Source organism: Pseudomonas sp. RAC1 (genome assembly GCF_030658255.1).
In the GTDB taxonomy this organism is placed as follows: Bacteria; Pseudomonadota; Gammaproteobacteria; order Pseudomonadales; family Pseudomonadaceae; genus Aquipseudomonas; species Aquipseudomonas boreofloridensis.
In genome coordinates this window covers 88,969-104,392 of record NZ_JAUTXS020000029.1, presented here as the reverse complement: position 1 = coordinate 104,392, position 15,424 = coordinate 88,969, and the positions used below count along the sequence as shown (strand labels likewise).

Below are 15,424 nucleotides of genomic sequence, written 5' to 3'. Positions count from 1 at the left end.
GGCACCTCTGATAGCTATCGCTGTAGAAAAAAGAGATCTGGCTCGAAAACTGATTGGGCGATAAAAACGCTATCCAGCGGAGGGTTTCGCTTGGGATAGAATTTCTTATTTCAGCTTCATCAAGCATCCCACCAATTCGTCACCTTTGAAGCCACTTTGCGTATCTACCAATTCTTGAATTTTTAGCGTTCGTTCATCGGTGAACGGCGCCGACTTCGGCCCCGCCAAGTCCACATGCAGCAGCATCTGCTCACTGGCCGCCAGCGCGCCGTCGAAGTCGGCGCGGTGCAGGCTGTGGTAGAGATGCAGGCGCTTGCGGTCGAAGCCGATGATCTGCGTCTGCACCCACACCTCGGTGCCGAGCTTCACCTCGTGCAGGTAATTGATGTGCGCCTCCAAGGTGAACAGCGAGTGCCCGCTCTGCCCGCGACTGTCGGCATCCAGACCGATGCGCGCCATCAGCGCATCGGTGGCGTAGCTGAAGATCAGCAGGTAGTAGGCGTCGCGCAGGTGCCCGTTGTAGTCCACCCAGTCCGGCTGGACCGTGGTGCGGTAGGTGAGCAGTACCGTCATCGATTTCTCCTCAGTCGCCGAAGGCCATGCCGTGGGCGGTCTTGCTCTGCTTCACCGCGTCCAGCACCGCCAGCAGGGTGTCGTCGCGGTAGCGCTCCAGCGCAGCGATGCTGTGCTCGCCGAGTTGCTCGGTAGTGCCTTCGACCACATCGTCGATCAACCGCTCGGTGAGCTCCGGGGCAGGCAGGTACGTCCAGGGTAGCTTGAGCGCCGGGCCGAACTGCGCCATGAAGTGACGCATGCCTGCATCGCCCCCGGCCAGGGTGTAGGTGAGGAAGGTGCCCATGAACGACCAGCGCAATCCGGCGCCAAAGCGGATCGCATCGTCGATCTCGCCGGTGCTGGCCACGCCGTCGTTGACCAGGTGCAGGGCCTCGCGCCACAGCGCTTCGAGCAGCCGGTCGGCGATGAAGCCGGGCACTTCCTTGCGCACGTGCAGGGGGCGCATGCCCAGTGCGCTGTACACCGTCCTGGCGGCGTCGATGGCGCTGGCGTCGGTGTGCCTGCCGCCGACGATCTCCACCAGCGGCAGCAGGTACACCGGGTTGAACGGATGGCCGACCACGCAGCGTTCCGGGAAGGTGGCGGTGGCGTAGAAGTCGCTGGGCAGCAGGCCCGAGGTGCTGGAGGCGATGATCGCCTCAGGCTTGGCGGCGGCGCTGATGCGTGCGTGCAGCTCGAGCTTCAGTTCCAGGCGCTCGGGCGCGCTTTCCTGGATGAAGTCAGCGTCGCGCACGCAGTCTTCCACGCTGGCCACGACGCGCAGACGGTCCTGACTGGCGCCGGGGGCCAGGCCCTGTTTCTCCAGGGCGGGCCAGGCATTGGCGATGCGCTTGCGCAGGGCCTGCTCGGCGCCGGGGGCCGGGTCCCAGGCGATGACGTCCAGCCCGTGGGCCAGCGCGCGGGCGACCCAGCCGCTGCCGATGACGCCGCTGCCGAGCGCGGCGAAGGTCTTGATCTCGGTGATGTAAGGCATGTGCTGCAACTCCTGGAACAAGGCTCAGCGGCGCTTGAGGTTCATTTTTTCGCGGCCTTCGGCCGGGGTGAGCACGCGCGCGCCGAGGCGCGAGATGATCTCCACCGCGCGCTCGACCAGTTGCCCGTTGCTGGCCAGCACGCCGCGGTCGAGGTAGAGGTTGTCTTCCAGGCCCACCCGCACGTTGCCGCCGAGCAGCACCGCTTGCGCGGCCATGGGCATCTGCATGCGACCGATGCCGAAGCCGGCCCAGGTGACGTCGGCTGGCAGGTTGTCGACCATGGCCTTCATGGTGGTGGTGTCGGCCGGGGCGCCCCAGGGAATGCCCAGGCACAGTTGAAAGAGGGGATCGTGCAGCAGGCCTTCCTTGATCATCTGCTTGGCGAACCACAGGTGGCCGGTGTCGAAGATTTCGAGTTCGGCTTTCACCCCCAGCTCGGTGATGCGCTTGGCACCTGCGCGCAGTTGGGCCGGCGTCGATACGTAGATCGAATTACCGTCGCCGAAGTTGAGGGTGCCGCAGTCCAGTGTGCAGATTTCCGGCAGCAGCGCCTCGACATGGGCCAGGCGTTCCAGCGGGCCGATCAGGTCGGTGCCGGTGCCGAACGCCATGGGGTTCTCGTCGGGACCGATTTCCAGGTCGCCACCCATGCCGGCGGTGAGGTTGACGATCACGTCCACGTCGGCCTCGCGGATGCGCTCCATGACCTCGCGGTACAGCGCGACATGGCGGCTGAAACGGCCTGTTTGTGGGTCGCGCACGTGGCAGTGGACCACGGTGGCACCGGCCTTGGCCGCCTCCACGGCCGCGGCGGCGATCTGCTTGGGGGTGACAGGGACCAGGTGGCTCTTGGCGGCGGTGTCGCCGGCACCGGTCAGGGCGCAGGTGATGATGACGTCATGGTTCATGGCGGGGCCTTGGGTTCGATGTGCTGGGATTCGAGGTGAAGGTGTCGCGAGCGCATTGCAGGGGGGGCGCGCGGCGCCCCACGCGGTTCAGTTGGCGCTGAGCTTGAGGTGCTCTGCCGCTGGCTGGCCATCGAAGGTGGTCACGCCTTCGAGCCAGCGGGCCTTGTCCTGGGGGTGGTCCTTGAGCCACTGGCGCGCCGACACCAGCGGGTCTTTATGATCGAGCAGCGGCTGCATCATGCGGCTCTCGTCCTCGGCACTGAAGGTCAGGTTGGCCAGCAGGCGGCTGGCGTTCGGGCAGCGCTGGGCGTAGTCGGGGGCGGTGACGGTCCATACCGTGGCGCGGCCCTCGTCCGGGCCGAGCGCGTCCTGGCTGTCGCCCAGGTAGACCATGTCGAGGTTGACGTTCATCGGGTGCGGCTTCCAGCCGAAGAACACCACGGCCTCCTTGCGCCGCACCGCGCGGTCCACGGCGGCGAGCATGCCTGCTTCGCTGGACTCCACCAGCTGGAACTTGCCCAGGCCGAACTGGTTCTTGGCGATCATCGCCTTGATCTGGGTGTTGGCGCCGGAGCCGGGTTCGATGCCGTAGATCTTGCCTTTGAGCGCCTTCTCGAAGGTGTGGATGTCGGCGAAGGTCTTCAGGCCCTGGTCGGCCAGGTACTTGGGCACCGCGAGGGTGGCGCGGGCATCTTCCAGGCTGGGCTTTTCCAGCACCTTGAGCTGGCCCGCCTCGATGAACGGGGTGATGGTCTGGGTCATGATCGGGTTCCAGTATCCCAGGAACATGTCCAGGCGCTTGTCGCGAATGCCCGCGAAGATGATCTGTTGCGAGGCGCTGGTCTGGGCAGTCTGGTAGCCCAGGCCGTCGAGCAGCACTTGGGCCATGGCACTGGTGGCGATGACGTCGGTCCAGTTGACCACGCCCAGGCGCACGTTCTTGCAGACCGCGGGTTCTGCGGCGAAAAGCGGGGTGACCAGGGTGCTGCTCAGGGCGAAGGACAACAGGCTGCGGCGGATCAAGCGATGCATGGTGGCTCTCCATCGGCAGTGCGTATTGTTATGGGATCCGGCCTCTGCGGGCCGTGGGAAAAACGTTACGCCCATGGCACAGTGGGCAATCGCACGCTGGCGACCAAGAGTTGCACTGCAGCGACCATCCATCTCCCAGGAGTCAGCGATGCCGGACACCATCCAGTTTCTGCTCTTGCCAGGGTTTTCCGCGCTGGGCTTCATCAGTGCGCTGGAGCCATTGCGGGTGGCCAACCGCTTTCGCGGTGCGCTGTATCGCTGGCGGGTGCTGAGCCTGGACGGCGGGCCGGTGCAGGCCAGCAATGGCATGTCGGTCAATGCCGACCTGGCGCTGGCCGACAGCGAGCGTGGCGCGATGCTGTTGGTGGTGGCCGGTTTCGAGCCGCTGGCGTGCCACGGGCCGGCATTGCAGCAGGCGCTGCGGCGGGTCGAGCACGAGGGCGGCATCCTCGGTGGCATCGACACCGGCGCGGTGGTGCTGGCCGAAGCCGGCCTGCTCGACGGTTACCGCGCCACCTTGCACTGGGAGGCGCTGGAGGCGTTCAAGGAGCGTTATCCACGCCTGCAGGCCACCCAGGAATTGTTCGAGATCGACCGTCGGCGCATCACCTGCGCAGGTGGCACTGCGTCCATCGACTTGATGCTCGATCTGATCGCCCAGGCCCACGGCAGCGAACTGGCGATCCAGGTGTCGGAGCAGTTCGTGCTCGGGCGCATCCGCCCACGCCAGGACCACCAGCGCATGGAAATCGCCACGCGCTACGGCATTCGCAACCGCAAGCTGGTGAAGGTGATCGGCGAGATGGAGCGCAATACCGAGCAGCCGCTGGACACCCTGGCGCTGGCCGAGACGATTCAGGTCACCCGGCGCCAGTTGGAGCGCCTGTTCCGCGTGCACCTGGACGACACGCCACGCGGTTTCTACCTAGGCCTGCGCCTGGACAAGGCCCGGCAACTGCTGCGCCAGACCGACATGGGCGTGCTGCAGGTGGCGGTGGCGTGCGGCTTCGAGTCGGCGTCGTACTTCACCCGTTGCTACAGAGCACGCTTCGCCCAGTGCCCACGGCAGGACCGCCTGGCGCGGGCGGTGTCCGCCTTGGCCTGAACCGGGCAGGGGCGGGTTCAGGCTGGACATTCACTGCTGCCCGATGGACTGCAGGTACTCCGAGCGCTCGTCGCTGCGCTGTGCCAAGCAGGTGTTCCAGGCGGCCTCGAAGGCCTTGCTGCCGGGCTTCTCGGCGTAGGTCTCGACCTTGCAGTCGGCGTCACGCAGTTGTGCCCAGAGCTTCTGCGCCGCGTCCATGCGCGCCGTGAGCGCGCTGGCCTTGTCGTTCTCGTCGGCGTACTGATCGCGGATGCGCTGCAGCAGGTCGTCGTAGGCCGACTTCAGCTCGCGCTCGGCCGTCTGCTTGTTATAGGTCGCGCACGCATAGGCCTGCTGGTCGTTCTCGACGCTGTCGCAGGGCGTGCTGTCTTCCTCGGCGGCCTGGGCGCCCAGCGCCACGCACAGCAGGACCAGCCATGCCTTTGATTTCATCCGTTTTCTCCTGAACAGACTGACGAATCGTCAGGGATTCTCGCTCAGCCTCGGGCTGGGTGATAGGGGGGGCGAAAAATGTTCATCGACCGCCCTTGTCGAGACTCGCTCTCATCGACCAACGGCAGGCCAGAGCGTGCCGTTCGCCGCCTTGACGCTTTCGGCAAACCCCCTGTCGTTTTTGCACCGAGGCGACACAGGCCGCAGGCATATGCTGGCCCCAAACCGCCGGCACCTGGTTCGGCGCGACCCATTACAAGCCTCACGATAAAAGGGGACAGCCTGATGAGCCCAGCCGAATTACACGCCGACAGCATCGTCATCGATGGCCTGATCATCGCCAAGTGGAACCGCGAGCTGTTCGAGGACATGCGCAAAGGCGGCCTGACCGCGGCCAACTGCACCGTGTCGGTCTGGGAAGGCTTCAAGGCGACCGTCGACCAGATTGCCGCCAGCCAGAAGCTGATCCGCGAGAACGGCGACCTGGTGATGCCGGTGCGTACCACCGCCGACATCCGCAAGGCCAAGGAGCTGGGCAAGACCGGCATCCTCTTCGGCTTCCAGAATGCCCACGCCTTCGAAGACCAGATCGCCTACGTCGAGATCTTCAAGCAACTGGGCGTGGGCATCGTGCAGATGTGCTACAACACCCAGAACCTGGTGGGCACCGGCTGCTACGAGCGTGACGGCGGGCTGTCGGGCTTCGGTCGCGAGATCGTCGCCGAGATGAACCGCGTAGGCATCATGTGCGACCTGTCGCACGTCGGCTCCAAGACCTCCGAAGAAGTCATCCTCGAATCGAAGAAGCCGGTGTGCTACTCGCACTGCCTGCCGTCGGGCCTCAAGGAGCACCCGCGCAACAAGTCCGACGAGGAACTGAAGTTCATCGCCGACCACGGCGGCTTCGTCGGCGTGACCATGTTCGCGCCGTTCCTGGCCAAGGGCATCGACTCGACCATCGACGACTACGCCGAAGCCATCGAATACACCATGAACATCGTCGGTGAAGACGCCATCGGTATCGGTACCGACTTCACCCAGGGCCACGGCCAGGACTTCTTCGAGTACCTGACCCACGACAAGGGCTACGCCCGTCGCCTGACCAACTTCGGCAAGATCATCAACCCGCTGGGGATCCGCACCGTCGGCGAGTTCCCCAACCTCACCGAGACCCTGCTCAAACGCGGCCATTCCGAGCGCGTGGTGCGCAAGATCATGGGCGAGAACTGGGTGAACATCCTGAAAGATGTCTGGGGCGAATAAGCCGCTCTCCAAGCCTGCAAGCCCCGGCCAATAACGCTGGGGCATCCAACACAAAAAATTCTGGAGTTAAGTTTCCATGGCCAAGATCGCCCCGCAATTGCCCATCGAAGTCGACAGCGAGACCGGTGTCTGGACCAGCGACGCCCTGCCGATGCTGTACGTGCCGCGCCACTTCTTCGTCAACAACCACATGGGTATCGAGGAAGTGCTGGGCGCCGACGCCTACGCTGAAATCCTCTACAAGGCCGGCTACAAATCGGCCTGGCACTGGTGCGAGAAAGAAGCCGAGTGCCACGGCCTGGAAGGCGTCGCGGTGTTCGAGCACTACATGAAGCGCCTGAGCCAGCGTGGCTGGGGCCTGTTCGAGATCCAGGACATCGACCTGGACAAGGGCACCTGCAGCGTCAAGCTCAAGCACTCCGCGTTCGTGTACGTCTATGGCAAGTGCGGCCGCAAGGTCGACTACATGTTCACCGGCTGGTTCGCCGGTGCCATGGACCAGATTCTCGCTGCCCGCGGCAGCAAGATCCGCACCGTGGCCGAACAGGTCTACGGCGGATCGGAAGAAGGCCACGAAGATGGCCTGTTCATTACGAAGCCGTTGTAAGCCGGAGAGAGCGTCATGGCATTCGAAGCAATGTTCCAGCCGATCCAGATCGGCAAGCTGACCATCCGCAACCGCGTGCTCAGCACCGCGCACGCCGAGGTCTACGCGACCGACGGCGGCATGACCACCGACCGCTATGTGAAGTACTACGAAGAGAAGGCCAAGGGCGGCATCGGCCTGGCCATCTGCGGCGGTTCCTCGGTGGTGGCCATCGACAGCCCGCAGCAGTGGTGGGCGTCGGTCAACCTGTCCACCGACCGCATCATCCCGCACTTCCAGAACCTGGCCGACGCCATGCACAAGCATGGCGCCAAGATCATGATCCAGATTACCCACATGGGGCGTCGCTCGCGTTGGGACGGCTTCAACTGGCCGACCCTGATGTCGCCGTCCGGCATCCGTGAACCGGTACACCGCGCCACCTGCAAGACCATCGAGGTGGAAGAGATCTGGCGCGTGATCGGCAACTACGCCCAGGCCGCGCGCCGGGCCAAGGAAGGTGGCCTGGACGGCGTCGAGCTGTCGGCGGTGCACCAGCACATGATCGACCAGTTCTGGAGCCCGCGCGTCAACAAGCGGACCGACGAGTGGGGCGGCAGCTTCGAAGGCCGCATGAAGTTCGGCCTGGAAGTGCTCAAGGCGGTACGCGCCGAGGTCGGCGACGACTTCTGCGTGGGCATGCGTATCTGCGGTGACGAGTTCCACCCCGATGGCCTCAGCCACGAGGACATGAAGCAGATCGCTGCGTACTACGATGCCACCGGCATGCTCGACTTCATCGGCGTGGTGGGCTCGGGGTGCGACACCCACAACACCCTGGCCAACGTCATCCCGAACATGAGCTACCCGCCGGAGCCGTTCCTGCACCTGGCCGCTGGCATCAAGGAAGTGGTCAAGGTACCGGTGCTGCACGCACAGAACATCAAGGACCCGAACCAGGCCACGCGCATTCTCGAAGGCGGCTACGTGGACATGGTCGGCATGACCCGTGCACACATGGCCGACCCGCACCTGATCGCCAAGATCAAGATGGGTCAGATCGACCAGATCAAGCAGTGCGTCGGCGCCAACTACTGCATCGACCGTCAGTACCAAGGTCTGGATGTGCTGTGCATCCAGAACGCCGCGACCTCCCGTGAGTACATGGGGGTGCCGCACATCATCGAGAAGTCCACCGGGCCCAAGCGCAAGGTGGTGGTGGTCGGTGCCGGCCCTGCCGGCATGGAAGCTGCGCGCGTCGCTGCCGAACGTGGCCACGACGTGACCGTATTCGAGAAGCGCGAGCAGATCGGCGGGCAGATCACCATCGCCGCCAAGGCGCCGCAGCGTGACCAGATCGCCGGTATCACCCGCTGGTATCAACTGGAGTTCGCCCGCCTGAAGGTGGACCTGCGCCTGGGCACTGCGGCGGATATCCCGACCATCCAGGACCTGCGTCCGGACATCATCGTGCTGGCGGTGGGCGGTCATCCGTTCGTCGAGCAGAACGACCATTGGGGCGCTGCCGAAGGGCTGGTGGTGAGCAGTTGGGACGTGCTCGACGGCAAGGTCGCGCCGGGCAAGAACGTGCTGGTGTACGACACCATCTGCGAATTCACCGGCATGTCGGTGGCTGACTTCATCGCCGACAAAGGCAGCCAGGTCGAGATCGTCACCGACGACATCAAGCCGGGTGTGGCCATGGGCGGCACCACCTTCCCGACTTACTACCGCAGCATGTACCCCAAGGAAGTGATCATGACCGGGGACATGATGCTGGAGAAGGTCTACCGCGAAGGCGACAAGCTGGTGGCGGTGCTGGAGAACGAATACACCGGGGCCAAGGAAGAGCGGGTGGTCGACCAGGTGGTGATCGAGAACGGCGTGCGTCCCGACGAGGAGCTGTACTACGGCCTCAAGGACGGTTCGCGCAACAAAGGCCAGATCGACATCGAAGCCCTGTTCGCGATCCAGCCGCAGCCAATCCTCAGCCAGCCGGGCGAAGGTTACCTGCTGTACCGCATCGGCGACTGCGTGGCCCAGCGCAACGTGCACGCGGCGATCTACGATGCCTTGCGCCTGTGCAAGGACTTCTGAAGCAGCGGCAAGCTTCAAGCTGCACGCTGCAAGGAGAAGCGCCCACTGTGGGCTTCACTTGCAGCTCAGCTTTTGGGAGTTGCTTGGGAATGATTCTGTAACGCAGCGGTGGACTGCAAGATACACGCACGAAGCAGGGGCGACGCCGCTTCTTCTTGCAGCTTGTAGCTTGCAGCTTGCAGCTCAAAGGTGCCTGCCATGTTGAACACCCTTCTACCCATCCTGCTGTTCGCCGCGCTCGGCCTGGCCGTGCTCGGCGCCGTGCGTCGTGTGAGCATGTGGCGTCGTGGTCGGCCTGCGAAGGTCGACCTGATCGGCGGCCTGCTGGCCATGCCGCGCCGCTACCTGGTGGACCTGCACCACGTGGTCGAGCGCGACAAGTACATGTCCAAGACCCACGTCGCCACCGCCGGTGGTTTCGTGCTGTCGGCGCTGCTGGCGATCCTGGTGCACGGCTTCGGCCTGCAGAGCAAGATCCTCGGCTACGCCCTGCTGGTGGCCACGGTGATCATGTTCAGCGGCGCCATCTTCGTCTTCAAGCGTCGCCTGACCCCCCCTTCGCGCCTGTCCAAAGGCCCGTGGATGCGTCTGCCCAAGAGCCTGCTGGTGTTCGCCGCGAGCTTCTTCATCGCCACCTTGCCGGTGGCGGGTATCCTGCCGGCCAACACCGGCGGCTGGGTGATGGTCGGCATTCTCGGCCTGGGCGTGCTGTGGGGCGTGTCGGAGCTGTTCTTCGGCATGACCTGGGGCGGGCCGATGAAGCACGCCTTCGCCGGTGCCCTGCACCTGGCCTGGCACCGCCGCGCCGAACGTTTCGGCGGCGGGCGCTCCACTGGCCTCAAGCCGCTGGACCTGGAAGACCCGAGCGCGCCGCTGGGCGTGGAAAAACCGGTGGACTTCACCTGGAACCAACTGCTGGGCTTCGACGCCTGCGTGCAGTGCGGCAAGTGCGAGGCCATGTGCCCGGCCTTCGCCGCTGGCCAGCCGCTGAACCCGAAAAAACTGATTCAGGACATGGTCATCGGCCTGGCCGGTGGCACCGACGCCAAGTTCGCCGGCAGCCCTTACCCCGGCAAACCCATCGGCGAGCACGGCGGCCATCCGCACCAGCCGATCGTCAACGGCCTGGTCGATGCCGAAACGCTGTGGTCGTGCACCACGTGCCGGGCCTGCGTCGAGGAATGCCCGATGATGATCGAGCACGTCGATGCCATCGTCGACATGCGCCGTCACCTCACCCTGGAGAAGGGCGCGACCCCGAACAAGGGGGCCGAGGTGCTCGACAACCTGATCGCCACCGACAACCCCGGCGGTTTCAATCCGGGTGGTCGGATGAACTGGGCGGCAGACTTGAACCTCAAGTTGCTCTCGGACGTGAAAACCACCGAGGTGCTGTTCTGGGTGGGTGACGGCGCCTTCGACATGCGCAACCAGCGCACCCTGCGCGCCTTCGTCAAAGTGCTCAAGGCCTCGGGCGTGGACTTCGCCGTGCTCGGCCTGGAAGAGCGCGACAGCGGGGACGTGGCACGTCGCCTGGGCGACGAGGCGACCTTCCAGCAGTTGGCCAAGCGCAACATCCAGACCCTGGCCAAGTACCGGTTCCAGCGCATCGTCACCTGCGACCCGCACAGCTTCCATGTCCTCAAGAACGAGTACGGCGCTTTGGGCGGCGACTACCAGGTGCAGCACCACAGCACCTACATCGCCGAACTGATCGCTGCCAAACGCCTGAACCTTGGCCAGCACAAGGGCGGCAGCGTCACCTACCACGACCCGTGCTACCTGGGGCGCTACAACGGCGAGTACGAAGCCCCGCGTGAAGTGCTCAAGGCGCTCGGTATCGACGTGCGCGAGATGCAGCGCTCGGGCTTCCGTTCTCGCTGCTGCGGCGGTGGCGGCGGTGCGCCGATCACCGACATTCCCGGCAAGCAGCGGATTCCCGACATGCGCATGGACGATATCCGCGAAACCGAGGCCGAGCTGGTGGCGGTGGGTTGTCCGCAGTGCACCGCCATGCTCGAAGGGGTGGTCGAGCCCCGCCCACAGATCAAGGACCTGGCCGAGCTGGTCGCCGACGTGTTGATCGAAGAACAAGCGCCAGCAGCGACCAGCAAACCGGCTGCGGCCAAACGTGAACCTGCGGAGGTGCACTGATGAGCGACATCGTCCGCCGCGACCCACGCGCCGAGTGGATCGCCCGTAACCGTCTGCATCCGTTGCACGCCGCGATGCAGACGCAACAGACTAGCTGGATGGGCCCCAACGGGCTCATGCGCAAGAACCCTCACGCACTGGCAGCCGGCTTCGTCGGCCCGGCCGGTCTCAAGCGTATCGACCGCAGCGGCGCCCAGCAGGGCACTGCCGGTGGCGCACGGCGCACGGCAGCGGCCGAGGTGCAGTTGCCGCTGCACCAAGTGGCGGATCCTGCCTTCTACATCACCGTGGTACCGGACATGGTCGGTGGCCGCCTGGGCAGTCACGACCGCGACCTGCTTGGCCTGGCCCGCAGCCTGGCCGGCAACGACGGCGCGGTGCTGGCCGTGGTGTTCGGTGAACACAAGGAAAGCAACTTCGCCAACGCCGGGGTGGACCGCTTGCTGGTCATCGAAGGCGATGCCTACAGCGGTTACGCCCCCGAACAGCTGGTTCAAGGCCTGCGTGCTGTGGATAACCAGTTCACACCGCGCCACTGGCTGTTGCCCGATAGCCGCACCGGTGGCGGCGAGTTGGGCCGACGCCTGGGCGCCGCGTTGGGCGAACGTCCGGCCACGCGGGTCTGGCAGGTCAAGGACGGCCAGTGCATCGGCCGCGCTGGGGCCGGTCAGCAGGACCTGCAACGCGGCCTGCCGCGCCTGATCCTGGCCGCAGCCGAATGCGCCGACCCGGTCAGCGAAACCCGTCACGAAGCCTTGCCGGTGGCGTTGTCCACAGGCGTGGCCCGTAGCCTTTCGCGCATCGAGGACTTGGGGCCGGTGGCCGTGGATCCGGCGGCCATCGCCATGGCCGAGGCCGAGTTCATCGTCTCCGGTGGCAACGGGGTCAAGGACTGGGCGCTGTTCCACCAGGCCACGGCGGCGCTGGGCGCCACCGAAGGCGCGTCGCGGGTGGCGGTGGACGACGGCTTCATGCCGCGCAACCGTCAGGTCGGGGCGACCGGCACCTGGGTCACGGCGCGGGTGTACATGGCCGTGGGCATCTCCGGGGCCATCCAGCACCTGCAAGGCATCGGCGCCTGCGACAAGGTGGTGGCGATCAACATGGACCCTGGCTGCGACATGATCAAGCGGGCCGACCTGTCGGTGATTGGCGACAGCGCGGCGATTCTCAAGGCCCTGATCGAGGCTGTGGACAACTTCCGCAGCGGCGCTCAGCGCGACGCGGCATAAGGGCACGACATGAGTACGAAAGTCATCAGCCTGGTTTCCATCGGTGCCCACCCCAGCTCTGGTCGCGCCCGTCGCGCCGAGCAGGATTCGCGCGCCGTTGAACTCGGCCTGCAACTGGCAGGCAACGACCTGCAGGTGGTGCATGCCGGTAACCCCGCCGAGGAGGCGCTGCGCGGCTACCTGGGCATGGGCCTGGAACACCTGGACGTGCTGGAGCAACCCGCTGGCGCCGACGTGCTCGGCGTGCTCGGCGACTACCTGCGCGACGCCGGCGCCCAGTTGGTGCTGACCGGCAGCCAGGCCGAAACCGGCGAAGGCTCTGGCATGCTGCCGTTTCTCCTGGCCGAGAAGCTGGGCTGGCCGCTGGTGGTGGGGCTGGCCGAGGTGGAGTCGATCGACAATGGCACCGCGCAGGTGCTGCAAGCCTTGCCGCGCGGTCAGCGGCGTCGCCTGAAGGTGCGCCTGCCGTTGCTGGCCACTGTGGATAACGCTGCGCCCAAGCCGCGGCAGAGCGCGTTCGGTCCGGCACGCCGGGGTGTGCTGGCGGCGCGCGATGTCGCGGTGGTCGAGGACGAGGTGTTGGACGGCGATGCCCTGCAACCCGCGCGGCCACGCCCCAAGCGCTTGAAAGTGATCAAGGCCAAGAGCGGTGCCGACCGTATGAAGGCGGCGACGGCCAAGGCCAGTGGCGGGGGCGGCAAGGTGCTCAAGGACGTTTCTCCACAGGAAGGCGCTGAAGCCATTCTCAAGCTGTTGGTGGAGGAGGGTGTGCTGCGCTGAGCCGCATCTGCCTGTGAATAACTCTGGGGCCGCTTTGCGGCCCTTTTTTGTGGCTTCGGGCCGCTCTCACGGGCTATTTAGTGGGTTTGCGCCATCTCGTGACGTGAAATCAGCGCAAAGGTCCCACCGCCTGCAAACTGTCCCCCGAAACTGTTCGCCAGCCTGTGAATAACGTGTTCGCTTGTTGCTCAAGCCTAGAGCGGACGAGGGCTGGAGGGTTATGATCAAAAAATGTACAGGTCTGTGCGTCGTTCAATAGCCTGACTTACGTCGGACCCTCTGCGACTTTCCCACAATCGCTGTTCATCCCTCTGTGGATAATATGTTGGGCAAGCGCTGGAGGCCACGGTTGACGCGGCTTTCAAAGATTAGGTCAAAAAATGATCAATCTGCTCGCAATCACCTCATAACCCCAGAAATACAGGGCTTAGCGAGCATTATCCACAGCGCATTTGAACCGTCGTGAGTCATGCCCACAGTTTCTGTTGGCGTCCCTGTGGACAAGGTGTTCGATAAAGGCTGTAGCCCACGTGAATAAAGGCTTCCAAGGGTTTGGTCAAATAATGATCAGTCGAACCAGCCTGCTTGGGTTTCGAGTGTCCACAAGGCCTCTCAGTGCAAGCTGTGGATAACCTGTTCGCACCCTCTGTACAACACACAAAAACGCCACGGCCGATCACTCGGCCGTGGCGTTTTCAACAACCTCGCAGGTTTACTGCGACTTCACTTCCTTCAGGTACGGCGCAGGTTCCGCTCCCAGGTTGGCCAGCACGCGATCGCTGTACCAGTCGATGAAGTTGACCACGCCGAACTCGTAGGTCTTCGAGTACGGGCCTGGCTGATAGGCGGTGGAGTTGATACCGCGCTGGTTCTCTTCGGCCAGGCGGCGGTCCTGGTCGTTGGTGGCGTCCCACACCTTGCGCATTTGCTCAGGGTCGTAGTCCACGCCTTCGACCGCGTCCTTGTGCACCAGCCATTTGGTGGTGACCATGGTTTCCTGGGCGCTGATCGGCCACACGGTGAACACGATCATGTGGTCGCCCATGCAGTGGTTCCACGAGTGCGGCAGGTGCAGGATGCGCATCGAGCCCAGGTCCGGGTTCTTGATCCGGCCCATCAGCTTCTTGCATGCCTGCTTGCCGTCCATGGTCATCGACACGGTGCCCTTGAGCAGCGGCATGCGCACGATGCGGTTACGCAGGCCGTGGCTCTTGTGCAGGTACGGGATCTTCTCGGCGTCCCAGGCGGCGGCGGAGGCGGCCACGTGGTCCTTGAATTCCTGGCTGGCGCGCGGGTCGTTGGTGTCGTCCCACTCCAGCAGGGTCTTCAGCAGTTCCGGGTGCGAACCGTTGCAGTGGTAGCACTCGCGGTTGTTTTCCAGCACCAGCTTCCAGTTGGCCTTTTCCATCAAGGTGGTTTGCACCGCCACCTTGGCGTTCTCCATGTCGTACGGTTCCATGTAGTGGTCCAGCGTGGCCAGGAACTCGTCGATGGCCGGCGGGTTCTGCGCCAGGCTGATGAAGATGTAGCCGCCGGCCGTCTTCACGTTGATCGGCTTGAGGCCGTACTGATTCATGTCGAAGTCGGCGCCCATCTCGGTGCCGGCGAACAGCAGGCGGCCGTCGAGCTCGTAGGTCCACTGGTGGTACGGGCAGACCAGCTTGGCCACCTTGCCCTTGTCGCTGACGCACAGGCGCGAACCGCGATGGCGGCAGACGTTGTGGAAGGCGTGCACCTTGCCCTCGGCGCCACGGATCACGATCACCGGGTTCTTGCCGATCTGCAGGGTGAGGTAGTTGCCCTTCGCCGGAATCTCGCAGGTCATCCCCGCGATCAACCACTCTTTGTGGAAGATCTCCTGCATGTCGATCTGGAACAGGCGCTCGTCGCAGTAGAAGGGCTGCGGCAGCGAGTACGTGCGCTCGCGGGTCTGCAGCATCTCGGCGGTGGCCTTGCGTGCAGGTTCCAGTGGATCGCCCAGGCTCAGGGTTGCGGTGACGTCCATCGTTTTATCCTCAAGGCCGTTGTCGGCCGGCGAAAGGTGGCTAATCGTTGTTGTGTTTGCCGCAAGGCTATCAGCAGAAAAACAGCCGTTCTATTTGCGGTGGAGTGTGCGTTCGCGCCGTGGCCGGGCCATATCCATGGGCGACATGGCCGAATCGAATTCCGACGCCCCAACCCTTGTGTCTCGGGGCTGGTCGCGATAAGCACGCCGATGTCGCGGATGGGAATGTGCGACACATCGGGCTTGAGCATTATCGCAGCCATAAGAAAGCCGATAGTCG

At 64.5% G+C, this 15,424-nt stretch carries 13 protein-coding genes; 7 read left to right on the top strand and 6 right to left on the bottom strand.

Annotation, left to right across the window (positions count from 1 at the left end; genetic code table 11):
* Positions 1-105: 105 nt before the first annotated feature.
* From Q7C30_RS09720 to choX, 4 genes are all read right to left on the bottom strand, one after another.
* Positions 106-573 (bottom strand): thioesterase family protein, encoded by a 468-nt coding sequence (locus Q7C30_RS09720; protein ID WP_317871379.1) that lies wholly within the window; start codon positions 571-573, stop codon positions 106-108.
* 10 nt (positions 574-583) lie between these two features.
* Positions 584-1,549: an L-carnitine dehydrogenase gene (locus tag Q7C30_RS09715; RefSeq protein WP_116889643.1), complete on the bottom strand. Its 966-nt coding sequence runs from the start codon at positions 1,547-1,549 to the stop codon at positions 584-586.
* Between the two features lie 24 nt (positions 1,550-1,573).
* Complete coding sequence (locus Q7C30_RS09710; protein ID WP_317871378.1) at positions 1,574-2,458, bottom strand: 3-keto-5-aminohexanoate cleavage protein; 885 nt, start codon at positions 2,456-2,458, stop codon at positions 1,574-1,576.
* Positions 2,459-2,545: 87 nt separating this feature from the next.
* A complete protein-coding gene (gene choX / locus Q7C30_RS09705) occupies positions 2,546-3,490 on the bottom strand; it encodes a choline ABC transporter substrate-binding protein (RefSeq protein ID WP_116889641.1) in 945 nt (314 codons plus the stop codon).
* A 148-nt stretch (positions 3,491-3,638) separates the two neighbouring features.
* Here choX and Q7C30_RS09700 point away from each other — a divergent pair, with 148 nt between their 5' ends.
* Positions 3,639-4,595, top strand: coding sequence for a GlxA family transcriptional regulator (locus tag Q7C30_RS09700; RefSeq protein ID WP_039581318.1), 957 nt, complete (start codon positions 3,639-3,641; stop codon positions 4,593-4,595).
* A gap of 30 nt (positions 4,596-4,625) precedes the next feature.
* Here Q7C30_RS09700 and Q7C30_RS09695 read toward each other — a convergent pair whose 3' ends face one another.
* A complete protein-coding gene (locus Q7C30_RS09695) occupies positions 4,626-5,027 on the bottom strand; it encodes a lysozyme inhibitor LprI family protein (RefSeq protein WP_039581316.1) in 402 nt (133 codons plus the stop codon).
* 285 nt (positions 5,028-5,312) lie between these two features.
* On the opposite strand from Q7C30_RS09695, the gene Q7C30_RS09690 reads away from it, so the two are divergent.
* The 6 genes from Q7C30_RS09690 (at position 5,313) to Q7C30_RS09665 (ending at position 13,139) form a co-directional block, all read left to right on the top strand.
* Entirely contained in the window at positions 5,313-6,290 is a 978-nt protein-coding gene (locus tag Q7C30_RS09690; protein WP_039581315.1) for a dipeptidase, read from the top strand.
* A 76-nt stretch (positions 6,291-6,366) separates the two neighbouring features.
* Positions 6,367-6,897, top strand: a complete 531-nt coding sequence (locus tag Q7C30_RS09685) for a DUF5943 domain-containing protein (protein WP_021782648.1) — start codon at positions 6,367-6,369, stop codon at positions 6,895-6,897.
* A 15-nt stretch (positions 6,898-6,912) separates the two neighbouring features.
* Entirely contained in the window at positions 6,913-8,973 is a 2,061-nt protein-coding gene (dgcA, locus tag Q7C30_RS09680) for a dimethylglycine demethylation protein DgcA (RefSeq protein ID WP_039581311.1), read from the top strand.
* Between the two features lie 198 nt (positions 8,974-9,171).
* Positions 9,172-11,127 carry a dimethylglycine demethylation protein DgcB gene (gene dgcB / locus Q7C30_RS09675; protein WP_317871377.1) on the top strand — a complete coding sequence of 652 codons (1,956 nt, stop codon included), beginning with the start codon at positions 9,172-9,174 and terminating at the stop codon, positions 11,125-11,127.
* Positions 11,127-12,359 carry an electron transfer flavoprotein subunit alpha/FixB family protein gene (locus tag Q7C30_RS09670; protein WP_317871376.1) on the top strand — a complete coding sequence of 411 codons (1,233 nt, stop codon included), beginning with the start codon at positions 11,127-11,129 and terminating at the stop codon, positions 12,357-12,359. Before dgcB ends, Q7C30_RS09670 begins: the two co-directional genes overlap by 1 nt.
* A gap of 9 nt (positions 12,360-12,368) precedes the next feature.
* Positions 12,369-13,139 carry an electron transfer flavoprotein subunit beta gene (locus tag Q7C30_RS09665; protein WP_317871375.1) on the top strand — a complete coding sequence of 257 codons (771 nt, stop codon included), beginning with the start codon at positions 12,369-12,371 and terminating at the stop codon, positions 13,137-13,139.
* A gap of 712 nt (positions 13,140-13,851) precedes the next feature.
* On the opposite strand, the gene gbcA is transcribed toward Q7C30_RS09665, so the two are convergent.
* Positions 13,852-15,144, bottom strand: coding sequence for a glycine-betaine demethylase subunit GbcA (gene gbcA / locus Q7C30_RS09660; RefSeq protein ID WP_317871374.1), 1,293 nt, complete (start codon positions 15,142-15,144; stop codon positions 13,852-13,854).
* Between the last annotated feature and the right edge of the window lie 280 nt (positions 15,145-15,424).

What these genes read in the sequence shown, in the direction of transcription:
- Q7C30_RS09720 (WP_317871379.1), bottom strand. Translation starts at nt 573, where the DNA reads ATGACGGTACTGCTCACCTACCGCACCACGGTCCAGCCGGACTGGGTG.
- Q7C30_RS09715 (WP_116889643.1), bottom strand. Translation starts at nt 1,549, where the DNA reads ATGCCTTACATCACCGAGATCAAGACCTTCGCCGCGCTCGGCAGCGGC.
- Q7C30_RS09710 (WP_317871378.1), bottom strand. Translation starts at nt 2,458, where the DNA reads ATGAACCATGACGTCATCATCACCTGCGCCCTGACCGGTGCCGGCGAC.
- choX (WP_116889641.1), bottom strand. Translation starts at nt 3,490, where the DNA reads ATGCATCGCTTGATCCGCCGCAGCCTGTTGTCCTTCGCCCTGAGCAGC.
- Q7C30_RS09700 (WP_039581318.1), top strand. Translation starts at nt 3,639, where the DNA reads ATGCCGGACACCATCCAGTTTCTGCTCTTGCCAGGGTTTTCCGCGCTG.
- Q7C30_RS09695 (WP_039581316.1), bottom strand. Translation starts at nt 5,027, where the DNA reads ATGAAATCAAAGGCATGGCTGGTCCTGCTGTGCGTGGCGCTGGGCGCC.
- Q7C30_RS09690 (WP_039581315.1), top strand. Translation starts at nt 5,313, where the DNA reads ATGAGCCCAGCCGAATTACACGCCGACAGCATCGTCATCGATGGCCTG.
- Q7C30_RS09685 (WP_021782648.1), top strand. Translation starts at nt 6,367, where the DNA reads ATGGCCAAGATCGCCCCGCAATTGCCCATCGAAGTCGACAGCGAGACC.
- dgcA (WP_039581311.1), top strand. Translation starts at nt 6,913, where the DNA reads ATGGCATTCGAAGCAATGTTCCAGCCGATCCAGATCGGCAAGCTGACC.
- dgcB (WP_317871377.1), top strand. Translation starts at nt 9,172, where the DNA reads ATGTTGAACACCCTTCTACCCATCCTGCTGTTCGCCGCGCTCGGCCTG.
- Q7C30_RS09670 (WP_317871376.1), top strand. Translation starts at nt 11,127, where the DNA reads ATGAGCGACATCGTCCGCCGCGACCCACGCGCCGAGTGGATCGCCCGT.
- Q7C30_RS09665 (WP_317871375.1), top strand. Translation starts at nt 12,369, where the DNA reads ATGAGTACGAAAGTCATCAGCCTGGTTTCCATCGGTGCCCACCCCAGC.
- gbcA (WP_317871374.1), bottom strand. Translation starts at nt 15,144, where the DNA reads ATGGACGTCACCGCAACCCTGAGCCTGGGCGATCCACTGGAACCTGCA.